This window comes from Sinorhizobium fredii (genome assembly GCF_002944405.1).
In the GTDB taxonomy this organism is placed as follows: Bacteria; Pseudomonadota; Alphaproteobacteria; order Rhizobiales; family Rhizobiaceae; genus Sinorhizobium; species Sinorhizobium fredii_C.
The window spans coordinates 166,715-182,438 of record NZ_CP024309.1 but is presented as its reverse complement, the minus strand read 5'-3'; the positions used below and the strand labels follow the sequence as shown (position 1 = coordinate 182,438).

Genomic DNA, 15,724 nt, shown 5'->3' with positions numbered 1-15,724 from the left:
TCTATTTTTCCCGACCGCACGGGATGTTGCATTAGAACAACCCCTCCGCGAGCGCAGCGGGTCGAACATTTCTGAGGTGTTCGTCGGCCATGCGCCGTCGGGTACGATCCGCCCCGTGTTAAACCAAGGCGAAAAACGATGTTGAGACGCTCAACTCCGACGATCGGGATCTCTGCAACGAAGAATGCGCGATCTTCGCAGTCACTTCACCGACCTCGAATGCTTGTTCGAGCGGCTCGCTGATTTCAGGATCTGCCGTGCGTCATTGGCGAGGTACGCGGGAAAAAATAAAAGTACGAAAGGCAATAGAATGATTAGTCCCGCTCACTCTGATCCGAAGGACCTCGAAGCAATCGCCCGCAGCGGCGGGACGATCCGCCGGATAGCTGCCCGAGTTCCTACGTATCTTTCGGATGTGCGGGAGAACCCGGCTTGGCTGCCGATGTTCCTATTGGCGCGCTTGATGCCGTTCCGCAAGGCGCATTGGCTAACCGCAAGACGCGTGGTGCAGGACAAGGTTGCCACGCCTTCCATTTTTGGCGACCTCCAAGCAGAAGCGATCGCGGCGGAACTGAGAAGAACAGGTATTTTTTCAGGCCTGACCCTGCCACGCCCCATTCAAGAGGAAATTGCGCGCTTTGGACACGAGACACCCTGCTTCGGCAATTTCGACCGCAGGCTCGAGTTCCTGGCCGGCGATCATGCCGAAGCTGAGCGCCGTTTCGGCCGGACTATTTTGAGCGGCCATCATTATGAGCAGATTATGCAATGCCCGGCCGCCTTAGCCGTGCAGCAAGACCCCCTGCTTCTCAACGTGGCAAGGCACTATCTCGGCGGCGAAGCGAGGTTGATCACCACAAGGACGTGGTGGAGCTTCCCGACGCGAAATGCCTCGGATGCGGATCTGAGCCGGGCTTCCTTCAAGTTCCACTTCGACCTCGATGACTGGCGAATGTTGAAGTTTTTCTTCTATCTGTCAGACGTGGATGCCACTTCCGGTCCTCATGTCTACGTGCGCGGCAGCCACAATCGCAGGCGTTTGAAGCATCAACTGACGCTCCTTGTCGGCCATGCCGCCGAGGAAGTGCTGGCCTCCTACGGCGAGGAGAATGCCATCACTTTGACCGGCAAGGCGGGCTCAGGCTTCGTCGAAGATCCATTTGGCTTCCATATGGGCACGTTGGCAAAGGAGAAGCCGCGTCTGATGATGGAGGTCGGATTTGGCGTCTCGAAACCGTCGAAGCGACGCTATCATGGCGAGCCAGTCGTTCGGTAGTTTATAGCGTGGCTCCAAGTTATGGGGTTTCAAGAGCGGAACTTTTCCCGCTATACAGGGCCAGCTTCTCGGCAATAGCCACCCCTGCCCACTGGACCATAAATAGAACGAGTCCATCTAATGAGAAATGCCGGCGCACATCGGCATCAAGGCGGGAACAACAGCAGAGCGCGATAGGTCGGGGAGATACCCATCGCGAAGTAAACATGGAGAAATGCATGCTCAGTCCGAACCCTGAACAGAAAAAAGCGAAACCCGAGCCTGTTGACATTCATGTCGGCCGTCGAATTCGCATGCGGCGAGTTTGGATGGAAATGCCACAGACGAGTCTTGCCGAGCAGATCGGGGTGACGTTTCAGCAGGTGCAGAAATACGAAAAGGGCATCAATCGAGTCGGAGCGAGTCGACTGCAACAGATTGCCGAGGCGCTGGAGGTACCGGTATCCTACTTCTTCGAAGATATGCCGGGCGCCGGCACGAACGGCGTCGACGGCACCGCCGTAAAACCCGGACTGCAACCTGAAATTATCGACTTCGCGTCAAGCAACGAGGGTCTCGCACTGATTAGGGCCTTCTCCCGTATCGGCGATGCGAAGGTTAGAAGCCGGGCCATTGGCCTCTTGAAGGCTGTCGCGGACGGGTTCGATGAAGGTCAGGCTATCTGAGAGGTGTCTCGTCCGGAATCCCAGTTTGGCGGTAATTCAACCCTTGGCAGGTTGCCGAAATTCAGGCAGAGGGCAATCTCGTACAACAGCCGTATGAGTGCTGCCGCGCCCGAACCCGGTATGAGGAAACTGCAATGGCCCACCTCGACAGCCGCGGCCTGCCACTCTCGACGACGTCCGACCTCGCGGCCGAACGCTACCGCAATGGGGTTGATCTGCTCCTCTCCACCTGGCCAGGCGCTGCGGAAACCTTGGAAGAGGCTTTCGCGGCCGACCCGGATTTCGCTCTCGCCCATGCGGCACGCGCGCGCCTGCATGCCATCCGCGCTGAGCCGGCCAAGGCCAAGGCGCGCATTGCGACGGCGGAGGAGATCGTCGCCCGGCGCGGGACGGAGCGGGAGCGGAGCCACGTGGAGATTCTATCGCTTGCAATCGACGGCCAGTCGGCAAAGGCGCTGGAACGGGCGCTCGCGCACGCCGATACCTGGCCGCGGGATATCCTGATCTTCTCGTTGCCGCTCGGCGCATTCGGGCTCTTCGCCTTCTCCGGGATGGCGGATCACGACCAGGCACGCGTGGATCTCTGTGAGCGCCACGCCAGGCACTTCGACGCCGACGATTGGTGGTTCGTCACCTACCGGGGCTGGGCCCATGTCGAGAACGGCAACGCGACACTCGGCCGAGCCCTCACGCAGCGTGGTTACGACCTCAGATCCAACAATGCGAACGCGGCGCATGCGCTGTCGCACGCCATGTACGAGAGCGGCGCGGGAGAAGACGCCGAGAGGCTGATCGCGGACTGGCTGCCTCGCTACGACCGTACAGGGATTCTCCACGGCCATATCGCCTGGCACTCGGCATTGGGCGCACTGGAGCGGGGTGATGCGGAGCGAGCGCTTGCGATGTACGCGGATTACATCCAGCCTTCGGTTACGGCCGGGATGCCGGTCAACGTGGTCAGCGACACGGCTTCTTTCCTGTGGCGGCTCCAGGCCTATGGCCACACTGTGCCGGCGGGACTGTGGGCGGCCGCGGCAACCTATGCGGGGGAATACTTCCAGAAGGCCGGCTTTGCCTTCGCGGATGTCCACATGGCCCTTATCGCGGCGGCGATCGGTGACAGGGCCGCAGTCGAGCAGCGGGCGCAGGCGTTGACGGGCCTGATCGAGGCAGGAGCGCTGGCCGCAGGGCCAGTCGTGCCGGCGATCTGCCGCGCCGCCTTGGCGTTCGCAGACCAGGACTACGCTCGCTGCGCCCGTATTCTTGAGCCGGTTGCTGTGGAGGTCGTGCGCATCGGGGGCAGTGGCGCGCAGCGCGAGTTGATCGAGGACATGCTCCTCCTCGCCCTTATGCGGAGCGGCGACGCCGTAAAGGCCCGCGCGCTGCTGGACCACCGCCTGCACCGCCGCCCGTCGCTCCGCGAAATGCACTGGCACGGCCTGCTCGGCGCCTGAAGTTGCGATGTCGAATGCTGATGTCCACGCTGCGACCGAATTCGGGCCCGAAAGGCGGTCCGACGATCCTGAAGCTTCGAGTCCAGCCCGCTGATTCCTCCATCGGCGTGGCTGCGCGCAAAAACGGATGCCAGACCGCCTTGCCGTTTTTTGGCCTGACAGGTCAATTTTCCAGCGACCGCGCGATGGTCAATCGCGCAACGTTGCCCTTCGCGCAGGCACTGGGTCCGGTGATTTCTCACATCCGCCTTCACAAGGCATGAGAGGATCGATCGGGAGCGGGGTGTGGTCGGGTCCGCCGTAGGATGCACTTGGCGTTTTGACGATATTAGAGCTTTTCTATTCGGCTGTATTTCAATGGAACGACAATCTATGTAGGATATCTGCCAATATGGAGAATTGGCATGCTCTGGCAGCCGATCACAGCACCGCCCGGTCTTCGTCCTCCTCAGCCGATTACGGTGCGCGCGCAATCCATTCCGGCGCGCCATTACTTTCCGGAGCACTCCCATACCTGGCACCAGTTGGTCTATGCGATCTCCGGAGTGCTGACGGTTTACACGGAAGCCGAATCCTTTGTAATCACGCCGGATCAGGCGGTGTGGCTGCCTACCGGCGTCGTGCACCGGGTAGGTTCGCTTCTCGGCGCGGCATTCCGAAGCCTCTGGATTGCGGATGAAGCCGGAGCAAAACTGCCGAAGGTACCGACGCTCTTTATGATGTCGCCATTGCTGCAGGCCTTGATCGTCGAGGCCACAGAGCTCGAGGGCAAGCCGGAAGGGGACGGCTATCCAGACCGTGTAGCCGCCCTCATCCTCGATCAGCTTGTGCGGGTCCAGCCGCTGCGATCGGCTTTGCCGTGGCCGCGTAATGCGCCGTTGACCGTGCTCTGCGAGGCACTCTATCTTGACCCCGCGGATGACCGGAGCCCGGAGGAATGGGGGGTGGCACTGAATATCTCGCCTCGCACTTTGGCGCGCCGCTTCAACACGGAGGTGGGCATGAGCCTGCGCTCATGGAAACGCCGCCTGCGGCTCTTCCGGTCAATCGAGCTTCTCGGCGGTGGTCTGGGCGTGACACAGGTCGCCATGGAGCTTGGATACGGCTCGACATCGGCTTTCGTGTATGCGTTTCGCATCGAAATGGGCATTAGTCCCCAAGCCTACACGCGCCGCCATGTCATGGCCAGCGCAAGCCCATAAACGGACTCTGCGCTTCAGAAGGCCCAGAGTTGAAGAATTTGCGGTGGCCCCTTGGCTACCGTGGCCGCTTTGTTGAGGCGTATTCGCGCGAAGGCGGGTAAATATTCCTCTCCGGGACCCAATTTGCAGTTCGACAGATCTTCTCCAACGCCACGAAAGGCATGTCTTCTGCTATCCAGCGCGCCGATGAGTTTCATCCAAACAATGAATTTTGCCAATCCGAGATAATGTCGCATGAAAGCACTCACACGATACTGGAGGTGGCAACGGCGGTTGGAGGGTGACTGGCGAATACCTTAAAACACTGAGACTTCGGGGATAGTCATTTTTTCGTCCCGAATGAACTCAGGTCCGAGGCTCTGGCTGCTCTTCGGGGCGGATCTAGCTGAACCCGGTTCGATGTTTATGCGGCGGCCGCATTCAGCGAAACCGTGGAAGGGAAGCGAAGCGATCGTAGGTCACCAGCGTTCCGACACTTTCTTGGGCAGTACTGGAGTGACGCCAATGATGAAAACAAAACCGGCTCAGCCATGCGACGGCGATACCCCAAAGGCAAACAGCCGGCGATGTTTTTCCGCCGAAGATGATCTCACCACAGGTGCGATCGATAATTCGAGCGCACGCGCATCATCCGAGGCTCTTGCCGGCTGTCCTAAGCCTTTCCCACACCTCCGGACAACATCGCTGGACTTTAGTCTGGACGACTGGGCTGCCGAAAAGGGGCAAGGCGAAAATGAGGACCGACAGGAGGCGGTGAAACGAATCAGCGCTTGGATGGTTGCCGGCGATCTCAGTGCGGTGCTCGATCTGTCGTTCCTGCGGCTGAGTACCCTTCCCGCCGAGTTGCCGGCCGGACTCCAGCGGCTCAACGTCGACTGCAACCATTTGGCCCACCTGCCGGGCGAGCTCCCGGGCGAACTTCAGGCGCTCAACGCCAGATACAACCGATTGACCAGCCTGCCCGGCACCCTTCCGCCCGGACTCCAGATCCTCGAGGTCAGCTACAACCGGCTCATCAGCCTGCCCGATGTGCTCCCGGCAACGCTTCAGTGGCTCGGCGCCGGTGGAAACCAGTTGGCCAGCCTTCCAGATAAGCTTCCGATCGCTCTCCAGACGATTAACGTCGACAGCAATCAACTGACTTACGTTCCCGCTGGCCTCCCAGCCGGGCTCCAGACGCTCAACATCGACGGCAATCGGCTGACCAGCCTTCCAGACAATCTCCCGAGCGGCCTTCAGACGCTCAACGCCAACGGCAATCAACTCACCAAGCTTCCCGCCAAGCTCCCGGCCGCACTGCAGACGCTCGGCGCCGCCGACAATCGGCTGACCGGTCTGCCCAACGACCTTCCCGTAGGGCTCCGGAGGCTGAACGCCAGGTGCAACCTGTTGATTAGCCTGCCCGATAAATTGTTCGCTAAGCTGGGCTCTGGGTGCCTGGTTTTCCTCGAATCTAACCCGCTGCCCAAGGGGGCGCTAACGAATCTAGTTGCAGCCCTGCATGCGGCGAACTACACAGGCCCGCTGATCTTTCTTTGATGGGCCAGCAAGATCAGGCGCAGATAGTTACATGCTGTATCGGCGGACTGGGCGGCAGCGGGCCTATTTCAGAAGGCTGCAGGAGAGCCAATCGCCAGGATATGCGCGATTACTCCACTAGCCGTGAACGGTCGCAAGACAACAGGTTACGGCACACAGGTGGCCGAGGATCTAAGGCGTCCGTCAGCGACAATCGATTGGGGCCAGATGCGCGAGGACATCACCTTGGCTTAGAAGGAGGTGCAGACGGAGACTTAGAAGGATAGGGCCTTGCGAGGCAAACTCGGCGAACTGGCAGGCCTGCGGCAGGTTTGCTTGGAAGTGCTTGAACTGATTGCGCCACAGAAGGTCAGGCTACTCCCCTTGGTTGCAGAGATTGGTGGCATTCCCGCCGATTTGAATTTGATCAGTGGTAAGGTCGGAGGACGATCTTCTTGTAAATCCGCGTCGGGTTGCCAATCGGCTAGGTTAGGCGCCATCGCTTGGTCCTCATGCTCGTACAGTCAGCCGCCACATTGAAACTGTTCGAGCACGTGTCGGTCGCGGATTTCAATTGTCCTGCCACTTACGGTGACGCCAACTGGGCGCAGAGCCGAAAACGCGCGCGATAAGCCTGCCGGGGCGAGGCCGAGCTTGCCTGCGAGCACATTCTTTTGAAATGGCAGGCGAAAGGAAAAGTTATTCGAACCCTCCGGGCACTGACTGAGTATGTAATTTGCTACGCGTTGTATTCCGGTAAGCAAGCGATCTTGCGCAAGAATGTCTTCCGTCATCTGAGCGCGGTGACAGAGGAGGTTTATGAACGCTTGCGCCACATCCGGATCCGAGACTGCAAGGTTGCGAAGCATGCGGCTGTCCAGCCTCGCGATGATTGATGCTTCGGCGGCCTGCGCATTGGCAGTTGCCCTGTGCCCAAGGAACATGGCGCTTTCGGCGAACATTTCCCCCATCGGCAGGATGGCCAGATCGGCCTCCCGGCCATCCTTTCCCACCCTATAAAGGCGGATCAAACCCGAAAGAACCCAAAAAACCTCATCGACGTTCTCACCCTGGTGGAACACAAGATCGTGCTCCTCATGAGTAGAGACGGTCACGTCCTCCAAGATAGCCTCGCCCGTGGAACGCGGCAGCCGCACAAAGAACTGAGAACCCAAGAGCATGGTCCTGTCGTTGGCAGTCAATGGTAACGCCCTCATCATGCGAGCCCCAAGATCGTATGCAGTGTGGTCGTTGACTTGGCGTCGCTCCGAGCCACGCCAGTACGACGGAGCCCGATTTCAATTCGCATTGCTTGCCTTCTCCAACCGTTCAGCAGCGCCACTGTCGTCATCGGAGAATCCCTGGCCCTCGTCGAACACGCGCCAAGATGCACCGTCGAGATCGTCGTACTGCCCGTTCTTCAGCGCCCACAGAAACGCGGCGAGACCGAGTCCTTCCAGGAAAAGCGCAGTTGGCATGAGATAGATCAGCGTGGTCATAAAGTCGCTCCGGGCGGATCCAGCAACGGATAGAGAACTTTTGCCTCGCCAACAGCGCCCTTCACTCTCAGCGCATTTGCTACGACGATCACCGACGAGGTCGACATCGCGATTGCTGCCACCAGTGGTGTCGCATAGCCGAGAATCGCGACTGGAACGGCGATGAGGTTGTAGCCGATCGCTAGAGCGAAATTCTGCCGGATCAGCCGGCCGGCCCGACGCGAGGTCTCTATTGCGAAGGGGACGGCGGTCAATGGCTGGTGCATGAAGACGAAATCGGCCGCCTGCCGCCCGACATCGGCGGCGGTCGCCGGCGCCATCGAGACATGTGCCGCCCGCAAGGCGGGCGCATCGTTGATGCCGTCGCCGACCATCAGCACCCGATGGCCACCGGCCGCAGCGGCGGAGGCCTCGACCTTGCCGCGCGGTGAAAGCCCGCCGCGCCAACGAGCAATCTCCAGCCTGCCGGCAAGAGCCGCTACCACGGGCTCGTGATCGCCGGACAGGATTCCGGTCGAAAGACCGGAACGGTGCAGTCTCGCGATCGCCTCACCTGCGTCCGGTCGCAGCCGATCTTCGAAACGGAAACAGGCCAGTTCCCGTCCATCGAGCGACAGAACTACCTCCGATCGAGCGCTCTCGGTGCTGGCCTTTGCCCCCGCAAAGTCGCGGCTGCCAAGCCGAAGGACCCCTTTGCCGGTTCTCGCCTCGATGCCGGCGCCAGGTATCTCGCGTATGTCTCCGGCCACAGGTACCACCGCGCCGGCGGCGCCGGAGAGCGCGGCTGCGAGCGGATGGCGCGAATGCGCGGCGAGCGCCGCGGCGATCGCCAACGGGCCGGGTGCAATCTCATCCGCATTGACGAGCCGCGGCTCGCCGAGCGTGAGCGTCCCGGTCTTGTCGAAAAGCACCGTATCGATCTCGGCGAGGCGTTCCATGGCCGAGCCGTCCTTGACCATGACCCCGCCCTGGAAGAGGCGCCCGGCGGCAACGATCTGCACGACTGGCACCGCCAGCCCGAGCGCGCAGGGGCAGGTGATGATCAGGACGGCGACCGCGATCAGCATGGCGTGGCGAACGTCGCCCTCCACCAGCATCCAGCCGATGAAGGTCAGGAGCGCAAGCAGATGGACGGCCGGCGAATAGTAGCGTGCCGCCCGGTCGGCGATGCGACGATAGCGGGCCCTTCCCCCTTCGGCCGCCTCCATCAGCCCCATGATCTCGGCCAGAAACGAATCGCGCGCCGCTGCGGTCGTCTCCAACGTAAGGGGACCTGTCAGGTTGAGCGTCCCGGCCTGGACGAGATCGCCAGCAGCGACCGCGATGGGCACGCTCTCGCCGTTGACGACGGAGCGGTCGAGATCGCTACTGCCGGAAAGCACCCGCCCGTCGACCGGGATCCGCTCCCCGGCAGCGATCATCAGGCGTTCGCCCGGCTTGATCTCGTCGACGGCGCGATACTCGCGCGCGCCATCGGCGTGGACGACTGTTGCGCCGCGCGGCGACAGCCGAGCCAGGCCGCTGATCGCCGACCTTGCGCGCCCGCGCATCATGTGATCGAGGGTGCGGCCGATCAAAAGGAAGAACAGCAGCGTGACGGATGCATCGAACCAGGCATGCTCGCCGTGGCGGATCGTTTCGTAGAGCGACATGCCATAGGACAGCGTCACGGCGAGTGCGATCGGCACATCCATGTTGGTCCGCCCATGACGAATCGCGTTCCACGCCGACTGGTAGAAGAAGCGGCCGGCATAGACCAGCGTCGGCGCCGCGATCAGCGCCGAGATCCAGTGGAAGAGATCGCGTGTGGCTGCATCGGCGCCCGACCAGACGGAAACGGAGAGCAGCATGATGTTCGTTGCCGCGAAACCGGAAACGGCAACCGCGCGGATCAATTGCTTGAGCAGCCCGTCGCCCTCCTCCTCGCCGGACGAGAAGAGATGCGCCTGGTAGCCGCAGCCGGTGATCGCCTGCATGAACTCGGCGGGATCGCTCCGGCGACCGCCGGCCTCCTCCTTCCAGACGATCGATACACGGCGCGACGAGAGATTGACGCGGGCGCGCTCGACCTCGGCTCTGGCGCGCAGCGCGCTTTCGATCATGGTGATGCAGGCGCCGCAGTGGACGCCCGGTACGCTGAGATCCGTCTGGCGCAGCCCGCCTCCGAGGCTTCGGCTCGCAAGCCAAAGCTCTTCGGCGCTCGGCAGTGCGCAACCTGAGCGGTCGACGTTTGGCGCCATTTCGGGGCCCACAGCGCAGCAGCTCATTTTCCCTCTCCCGCCACGGCGAACCGGACGGCTTGGCGATAGATTGTCGCCTCCCCCGCAATGACCTTGAGGTCCGCAATCCATTGACCCGGGTTCAGCTGGAGGCTCGCAAGGAATACGCCATCAGCCTCGCGAGCGAGCTCCATCTCCAGGTCCTCATGCTCTTCGACGGGCCGCCTGAGCACGGCGAGAACGCGGTCTGCTGCCGACAGCGGTTTGCCGTCTCTGGCCAGGACGTAGCGGAGTTCGCCGGCCGTCGCGCTGAACCTGCCTACGATCCCGCTTTCGGCGAAATGCCGGGCCTCGGCTATTTTGCCGTTGAACTGCTGGCTTGCGATATAGGCGTTCTGAACGACAAGGCCGCTCCAGCTTCGGCTGGCGTTCCAAGCCAACACCACGTTGACGGAGATGATGGTTCCGAAGAACAGGGACATCACGGCTACCATGTGCCAGCCGGTGAACCCGCGCGGCGGGTTACGCGGTTTCGTGATCATGCCGCTCATTGTGCTGCTCCCGGGAGGTTGAAATTGGCCTGATAGACGCCGCGCTCGTGCGTGAGCGGATCCTCGGCTACCAGAGCGAAGGCATGTGCCGCCTCGGCAGTTTTGCCCATTGGCAGAGTGACGAAGAGCTTGACCGACGTGACCTTGTCCGGCTCGACGGCGATCGCAAAGCTACGGCCGCTTCCGGCAGCGCGTCCTGCCACGCGCATCGTCGCAGAGGGCATGCCCTCCATCATCAACCTGATGGTGCGCGGCTCGGGGATCATGTTGAGCAGCTTGACCGTGTAGCCGTTGCGCACCGAACCATCGGACTCGACGACATATTGCGGGTTTCGGTCGTGCAGCACGTTGAGCTCAAGGCGGTCACGCGATGCAAGCGCGAAGACCAAGCCGAGCCCCATCAGTGCCCAGGCGGCGAAATAGACGATAACGCGGGTGCGGAAAACGATGCGCCAGTCGAAATGCCTGACTTTGTCCACGAAGGCGCCGTCCGCGCCTCGCACGCGCCTCGGATCGATCGCCGCCGTCCCGTTATTGGTCGCAAGCGCCACATTGGCGGCATAGTCGCTGAGCGTCGCGTAGGAAATCAGTCCTTGTTCGCGTCCGAGCTTGTCCATCACGCCGTCGCAGGCATCGATGCAGAGCGCGCAGGTGATGCATTCGAGCTGCTGGCCGTCGCGGATGTCGATGCCCATCGGACAGACCGCGACGCAGGCATTGCAATCGACGCAATCGCCGACGACCTCGCCCGCTGCCGCCGCCTTCTTGGCGTGGCGCGAGCGCGGTTCGCCGCGCCAGTCGTTATAGGTGACGACGAGCGAATTCTCGTCCAGCATCGTCGCCTGGATGCGCGGCCAGGGGCACATATAGGTACAGACCTGCTCGCGCATCAGCCCGCCGAAGACATAGGTCGTCGCCGTGAGAATCGCCACGGTGAAATAGGCGACGGGCGGCGCCTCGAGAGTTACGAAACTTTTCAGCAGCGACGGCGCGTCGGCGAAGTAGAAGATCCAGGCGCCCCCGGTCGCCACGCCGATGACGAGCCAGATCGCGTGCTTGGCTACACGCTTACGAATCTTCTCGACGGTCCAGAGACTTGCATCGAGACGCATTCGGGCATTTCGGTCGCCTTCGATGAAGCGCTCGACCATGAGAAAGAGATCGACCCAGACGGTCTGCGGGCAGGCATAGCCGCACCAGGCCCTCCCGACCGCCGAGGTCACCAGGAAGAGGCCGAGACCCGCCATGACGAGCAGCCCCGCGACGAAGAAGAACTCCTGCGGCCAGATCTCGACGAAAAAGAAGTAGAAGCGTCGCGCCGCAAGGTCGACGAGCACCGCCTGATCGGGCGCATGCGCCCCGCGGTCCCAGCGGATCGAAGGTGTCAAATAGTAGATGCCGAGCGTCAGCAGCATCACGAGCCACTTAAACCGGCGGAAGCGCCCCTCCGCCCGCTTCGGAAAAATCTTCCGTCGCTTCTGGTAAAGTGGCTTTCGAACGCGCGCAGCATTCACCGGTTCGGCATCGAGCCTTTCGACCAAGGCTTTTATCATGGGCGGTTGGAGCATCTAAGCAAGTCCGGGCAATTTCGCCTGCCAGCCGACCTTTGCCCGATGCGCAAGTCCCAATCCTTGATCTGAGTCAACTTCGCGTCAATTCGCGCAGGGCTATGGCGCGACGCGATGTACCTGTTCGCCTTTGAGCCGGATTGAACGCTGCGAGAAGGCATGGCTGGCGCGGCCATATGCGCGATCGCCGGCGTTCAGGCTTATCGAGACTAACCTGCTACTCGCCACCACCGAGCGAGTGGACGAAGACCGCGAGCTCTTTGACCGTCGTGTCGCCAATGCGCGGCGCCCAGGCAGGCATGATGCCATTCTTCGGCGCCTTCACTTGATTGATGATCGCTTGCTCACCCTTGCCCTTCAACCATATGGAGTCGGCGAGATTCGGCGCCCCCATTTCCCGGTTTCCCTTCGCATCAGCGCCGTGACAGGAGGCGCAGTTTTCCGTAAAAATTTTCTTGCCTTTGTCGGCGAGCTCCCGTTGCGGCGGCGTCACGCTAAGGCTCACGACAAACGCCGCCGTTTGGCGCAGTTGCTCCGGCGTCAACATGTCGGCGAATGCTGGCATCTCGGAAACTCGCGTCTCCGCGTCGCGAGAATAGCGGATACCGTGGGCGATCGTTTGATAAATCTCTTCAGGTTTGCCACCCCATAGCCAGTCATCGTCGTTAAGGTTCGGGAAGCCCTTTGCCCCGGCCGCACCCGAACCATGACATTGCGCACAGTTCACCTTGAATGCTGACGCCCCGGCCGAAATCGCAAACTGCTGCAATTGCGGATCCGCAATGATTTCCTCGACCGTGCTCGCGGCGATCCGCTCGTTGTAACCGGCCTTCGCCGCTTTGGCGTCAGCCAGATCAGTGGCGACCTGAGCGCGGCTCGAATAACCGAGTACGCCTTTGGTCGTGTCCGTCAGCAGTGGCCAGGAGGGGTAGGCTATCGCGTAACCGATCGCCCAGATGATTGTCGTATAGAAGGTGTAGACCCACCAGCGCGGCATAGGGTTGTCCAGTTCGCGGATGCCGTCCCATTCGTGCCCGGTGGTTTCAACCCCGCTGACCTCGTCCACATGCTTGTGCTTGCCCGCCATCGATCAGTCCTCCTTAAGCGGGATGGAGGCGGCCGTTTGAGCAGACTTCTTGCGGCCTGACCGGAAAGTGAACGTAGTAACGCCGAGGAAAAGGAGCACCATCGCAAGAAGGCCCCAGGTGTCGGCGAAATGGCGCAGGACCGTGTATGTTTCCATGCCTTTTCCCTCCTCAGCGATAGCCCGCAGCGTCGTCATAGATGGAGAAGTCGACAAGCGCGCCGAGCATCTGGAGATAGGCGATCAGAGCATCCATTTCGGTCAGCTTTTGCGGATCGCCGTCGAGATCGCCGAACTTAGCCTTGGGGTAGCGGGCTTCGACGCCGGATGTGTCCGCATCTGGATCTGCCTGGGCCTTGAGATCGGCGACCGCATTATCGATCATTTCGTCTGTATAGGGCACGCCGACCGCTCGGTTGGCTTTGAGGTTCATGGCGATATTCTTTACCTCAAGCGGCGTTGCCTTGAGGAAAGCGTAGCTCGGCATGACCGATTCTGGCACGACGGAGCGCGGTTCGGTCATGTGCTGGACGTGCCATTCGTTGGAATAGCGCTCGCCGACGCGGGCGAGGTCGGGACCGGTGCGCTTCGAGCCCCACTGGAAGGGATGATCGTACATCGACTCGGCCGCAAGCGAATAATGGCCGTAACGTTCGACCTCGTCCCGAAACGGCCGTATCATCTGGCTGTGACAGACATAACAGCCTTCGCGGATGTAGATGTCCCGTCCGGCAAGCTCCAGGGGCGAATAGGGCCGCATCCCTTCGACCTTCTCGATGGTGTTCTCGAGATAGAAGAGCGGCGCGATTTCGACGATGCCGCCGATGGAGACGACCAGCAGCGAGCCGGCCAGCAGCAGTGTGGCGTTGCGTTCTAGTATCGCATGTTTATTGAAAATCGTCATCGGCCATGCCCTCTTAAGTCCGCCACGGCTTGGGGCACAGAACCGAGGACCGGACCATCATCGCGGACGCGTCCCAGGATCGTCATTGCTACATTGAAGGCCATTAGCACGGCGCCGGAGAGGTAGAGGGCGCCACCGACGGCCCGCATGACATAGTACGGGAACATCGCAGCCACAGATTCCGCGAAGGAATAGACGAGGAAGCCCTGATCGTCGTATTCGCGCCACATCAGACCTTCCTGGATGCCGGCGACCCACATCGCGGCGGCGTACACAATGATGCCGACGGTGGCGAGCCAGAAATGCCAGTTGACCATGCCCAGGCTGTAAAGCCGCTCACGATTCCACAGCTTCGGCACGAGATAGTAGATGGAGCCGAAGGTGATGAGGCCGTTCCAGCCGAGCGCGCCGGAATGCACGTGGCCGATGGTCCAGTCGGTATAGTGGCTAAGCGAATTGACCGTCTTGATCGACATCGTCGGCCCCTCGAAGGTCGCCATGCCGTAGAAGGCGACGGCCATGACCATCATGCGGACGATGGGGTCGGTGCGGACCTTGTCCCAGGCGCCGGAGAGGGTCATCAGCCCGTTGATCATGCCGCCCCAGGAAGGCATCCAGAGCATAATTGAGAAGACCATGCCGAGCGTCTGGGCCCAGTCGGGCAGCGCCGTGTAATGGAGGTGGTGGGGACCTGCCCAGATATACATGAAGATCAGCGACCAGAAGTGAATGATCGACAGCCGGTAGGAATAGACGGGGCGGTTCACCTGCTTGGGGATGAAGTAGTACATCATCGCCAGGAAGCCGGCGGTCAGGAAGAAGCCGACGGCGTTGTGGCCGTACCACCATTGGGTCAGCGCGTCCTGAACGCCGGCAAAGGCCGAGTAGCTCTTGGATCCGAGGAAGGAGACCGGCACCGCCAGGTTATTGACGATGTGGAGCATGGCGATCGTGACGATGAAGGCGAGATAGAACCAGTTCGCCACGTAGATGTGCGGCTCCTTACGCACGAGGATCGTGCCCAGGAAGACGATGAGGTAAGCCACCCAGACGATCGTCAGCCAGAGATCGACATACCATTCCGGTTCCGCATACTCGCGGCTCTGAGTGATGCCGAGCAGGTAGCCGGTGGCGGCGAGCACGATGAAGAGCTGGTAGCCCCAGAAGACGAACCAGCCGAGATTGCCGCCGAAGAGCCGGGCGCGGCTGGTGCGCTGCACGACGTAGAAGGACGTCGCGATCAGGGCATTGCCGCCGAAGGCGAAAATGACCGCTGAGGTATGCAGCGGCCGCACGCGCCCGAAGTTGAACCACGGCTCGACGTTGAGATCGGGAAAGGCGAGCTGCAGCGCCGCGACGACGCCGACGAGGAATCCGACCACGCCCCAGAACATGGTGGCGACGACGGCGTATTTTACAACTTCGTCGAAGTATTCCGTGACACGCGCAGCAACCGCCCGACGAAAATCCGTGCGGTGCATGAGCACTAAGGTGCCGCCGAGAAGCACAAAGAATAACACCCACATATGTGCTTCAAACAGACGATCCTGCGCGAAGCCCGCGCCGACCAGTGCCAGAAAGGCGCCGATGGCGAGCGCGATCATCTCGACTGTGTATGTCATGGTTGGATCTCCAACTTGTCGGAGCGCTGTCGCGGCTCCACACGCAGATCTGCCGAAGTCTCGTGGAGAATTTGTCAGAGGCGGGACTTGCGTACCTTGATTCAAATCAAGATCGAGTCGGGCCGGCCCGTGAACTCTCGGTGGTTGTTAACGAGTCGAAGA

Annotated in this window: 16 protein-coding genes; 6 read left to right on the top strand and 10 right to left on the bottom strand. The window is 61.2% G+C overall.

The genetic code is table 11. The features are described from left to right. Positions 1-310: 310 nt before the first annotated feature. The 5 genes from NXT3_RS22060 to NXT3_RS22040 all read left to right on the top strand — a co-directional run bounded on the left by NXT3_RS22060 (position 311) and on the right by NXT3_RS22040 (position 4,597). Positions 311-1,276, top strand: a complete 966-nt coding sequence (locus NXT3_RS22060) for a phytanoyl-CoA dioxygenase family protein (protein ID WP_104840471.1) — start codon at positions 311-313, stop codon at positions 1,274-1,276. 218 nt (positions 1,277-1,494) lie between these two features. Continuing rightward, a complete protein-coding gene (locus NXT3_RS22055; RefSeq protein WP_064253538.1) occupies positions 1,495-1,941 on the top strand; it encodes a helix-turn-helix domain-containing protein in 447 nt (148 codons plus the stop codon). Between the two features lie 134 nt (positions 1,942-2,075). Beyond that, positions 2,076-3,395: a tetratricopeptide repeat protein gene (locus tag NXT3_RS22050; RefSeq protein WP_104840470.1), complete on the top strand. Its 1,320-nt coding sequence runs from the start codon at positions 2,076-2,078 to the stop codon at positions 3,393-3,395. Positions 3,396-3,409: 14 nt separating this feature from the next. Continuing rightward, a complete protein-coding gene (locus NXT3_RS22045; RefSeq protein WP_104840469.1) occupies positions 3,410-3,658 on the top strand; it encodes a hypothetical protein in 249 nt (82 codons plus the stop codon). 141 nt (positions 3,659-3,799) lie between these two features. Further along, positions 3,800-4,597 (top strand): AraC family transcriptional regulator, encoded by a 798-nt coding sequence (locus NXT3_RS22040; RefSeq protein ID WP_104840468.1) that lies wholly within the window; start codon positions 3,800-3,802, stop codon positions 4,595-4,597. A 14-nt stretch (positions 4,598-4,611) separates the two neighbouring features. On the opposite strand, the gene NXT3_RS31775 is transcribed toward NXT3_RS22040, so the two are convergent. Then, positions 4,612-4,833, bottom strand: coding sequence for a hypothetical protein (locus NXT3_RS31775; RefSeq protein WP_158665390.1), 222 nt, complete (start codon positions 4,831-4,833; stop codon positions 4,612-4,614). A 268-nt stretch (positions 4,834-5,101) separates the two neighbouring features. On the opposite strand from NXT3_RS31775, the gene NXT3_RS22035 reads away from it, so the two are divergent. Continuing rightward, the gene (locus NXT3_RS22035; protein WP_199773388.1) at positions 5,102-6,136 is read left to right on the top strand and encodes a leucine-rich repeat domain-containing protein; all 1,035 of its coding nucleotides are present in this window, start codon (positions 5,102-5,104) and stop codon (positions 6,134-6,136) included. Between the two features lie 503 nt (positions 6,137-6,639). Here NXT3_RS22035 and NXT3_RS22030 read toward each other — a convergent pair. The 9 genes from NXT3_RS22030 to ccoN all read right to left on the bottom strand — a co-directional run bounded on the left by NXT3_RS22030 (position 6,640) and on the right by ccoN (position 15,562). After that, positions 6,640-7,332: a Crp/Fnr family transcriptional regulator gene (locus tag NXT3_RS22030; RefSeq protein WP_104840676.1), complete on the bottom strand. Its 693-nt coding sequence runs from the start codon at positions 7,330-7,332 to the stop codon at positions 6,640-6,642. Between the two features lie 81 nt (positions 7,333-7,413). Continuing rightward, positions 7,414-7,614 carry a cbb3-type cytochrome oxidase assembly protein CcoS gene (ccoS, locus tag NXT3_RS22025; RefSeq protein WP_104840466.1) on the bottom strand — a complete coding sequence of 67 codons (201 nt, stop codon included), beginning with the start codon at positions 7,612-7,614 and terminating at the stop codon, positions 7,414-7,416. After that, positions 7,611-9,881 carry a cation-translocating P-type ATPase gene (locus NXT3_RS22020; RefSeq protein WP_104840465.1) on the bottom strand — a complete coding sequence of 757 codons (2,271 nt, stop codon included), beginning with the start codon at positions 9,879-9,881 and terminating at the stop codon, positions 7,611-7,613. Before NXT3_RS22020 ends, ccoS begins: the two co-directional genes overlap by 4 nt. Then, positions 9,878-10,384 carry a FixH family protein gene (locus tag NXT3_RS22015; RefSeq protein WP_104840464.1) on the bottom strand — a complete coding sequence of 169 codons (507 nt, stop codon included), beginning with the start codon at positions 10,382-10,384 and terminating at the stop codon, positions 9,878-9,880. Before NXT3_RS22015 ends, NXT3_RS22020 begins: the two co-directional genes overlap by 4 nt. Further along, positions 10,381-11,952, bottom strand: coding sequence for a cytochrome c oxidase accessory protein CcoG (ccoG, locus tag NXT3_RS22010; protein WP_104840463.1), 1,572 nt, complete (start codon positions 11,950-11,952; stop codon positions 10,381-10,383). Before ccoG ends, NXT3_RS22015 begins: the two co-directional genes overlap by 4 nt. Positions 11,953-12,169: 217 nt before the next feature. Further along, positions 12,170-13,039 carry a cytochrome-c oxidase, cbb3-type subunit III gene (gene ccoP, locus NXT3_RS22005; protein ID WP_104840462.1) on the bottom strand — a complete coding sequence of 290 codons (870 nt, stop codon included), beginning with the start codon at positions 13,037-13,039 and terminating at the stop codon, positions 12,170-12,172. Between the two features lie 3 nt (positions 13,040-13,042). After that, positions 13,043-13,195, bottom strand: a complete 153-nt coding sequence (locus NXT3_RS22000; protein WP_104840461.1) for a cbb3-type cytochrome c oxidase subunit 3 — start codon at positions 13,193-13,195, stop codon at positions 13,043-13,045. A 13-nt stretch (positions 13,196-13,208) separates the two neighbouring features. Next, positions 13,209-13,940, bottom strand: a complete 732-nt coding sequence (gene ccoO / locus NXT3_RS21995) for a cytochrome-c oxidase, cbb3-type subunit II (protein WP_104840460.1) — start codon at positions 13,938-13,940, stop codon at positions 13,209-13,211. Further along, positions 13,937-15,562, bottom strand: a complete 1,626-nt coding sequence (ccoN, locus tag NXT3_RS21990) for a cytochrome-c oxidase, cbb3-type subunit I (protein WP_104840459.1) — start codon at positions 15,560-15,562, stop codon at positions 13,937-13,939. The genes ccoO and ccoN overlap by 4 nt, the downstream gene beginning before the upstream one ends. Positions 15,563-15,724: the final 162 nt, after the last annotated feature.

Coding starts and splice junctions, on each gene's coding strand:
- ccoG (WP_104840463.1), bottom strand. CDS start 11,952: ATGCTCCAACCGCCCATGATAAAAGCCTTGGTCGAAAGGCTCGATGCC.
- ccoP (WP_104840462.1), bottom strand. CDS start 13,039: ATGGCGGGCAAGCACAAGCATGTGGACGAGGTCAGCGGGGTTGAAACC.
- NXT3_RS22015 (WP_104840464.1), bottom strand. CDS start 10,384: ATGAGCGGCATGATCACGAAACCGCGTAACCCGCCGCGCGGGTTCACC.
- NXT3_RS22060 (WP_104840471.1), top strand. CDS start 311: ATGATTAGTCCCGCTCACTCTGATCCGAAGGACCTCGAAGCAATCGCC.
- NXT3_RS22050 (WP_104840470.1), top strand. CDS start 2,076: ATGGCCCACCTCGACAGCCGCGGCCTGCCACTCTCGACGACGTCCGAC.
- NXT3_RS22045 (WP_104840469.1), top strand. CDS start 3,410: ATGCTGATGTCCACGCTGCGACCGAATTCGGGCCCGAAAGGCGGTCCG.
- ccoO (WP_104840460.1), bottom strand. CDS start 13,940: ATGACGATTTTCAATAAACATGCGATACTAGAACGCAACGCCACACTG.
- NXT3_RS22030 (WP_104840676.1), bottom strand. CDS start 7,332: ATGAGGGCGTTACCATTGACTGCCAACGACAGGACCATGCTCTTGGGT.
- NXT3_RS22035 (WP_199773388.1), top strand. CDS start 5,102: ATGATGAAAACAAAACCGGCTCAGCCATGCGACGGCGATACCCCAAAG.
- NXT3_RS22020 (WP_104840465.1), bottom strand. CDS start 9,881: ATGAGCTGCTGCGCTGTGGGCCCCGAAATGGCGCCAAACGTCGACCGC.
- NXT3_RS31775 (WP_158665390.1), bottom strand. CDS start 4,833: ATGCGACATTATCTCGGATTGGCAAAATTCATTGTTTGGATGAAACTC.
- NXT3_RS22055 (WP_064253538.1), top strand. CDS start 1,495: ATGCTCAGTCCGAACCCTGAACAGAAAAAAGCGAAACCCGAGCCTGTT.
- NXT3_RS22040 (WP_104840468.1), top strand. CDS start 3,800: ATGCTCTGGCAGCCGATCACAGCACCGCCCGGTCTTCGTCCTCCTCAG.
- NXT3_RS22000 (WP_104840461.1), bottom strand. CDS start 13,195: ATGGAAACATACACGGTCCTGCGCCATTTCGCCGACACCTGGGGCCTT.
- ccoS (WP_104840466.1), bottom strand. CDS start 7,614: ATGACCACGCTGATCTATCTCATGCCAACTGCGCTTTTCCTGGAAGGA.
- ccoN (WP_104840459.1), bottom strand. CDS start 15,562: ATGACATACACAGTCGAGATGATCGCGCTCGCCATCGGCGCCTTTCTG.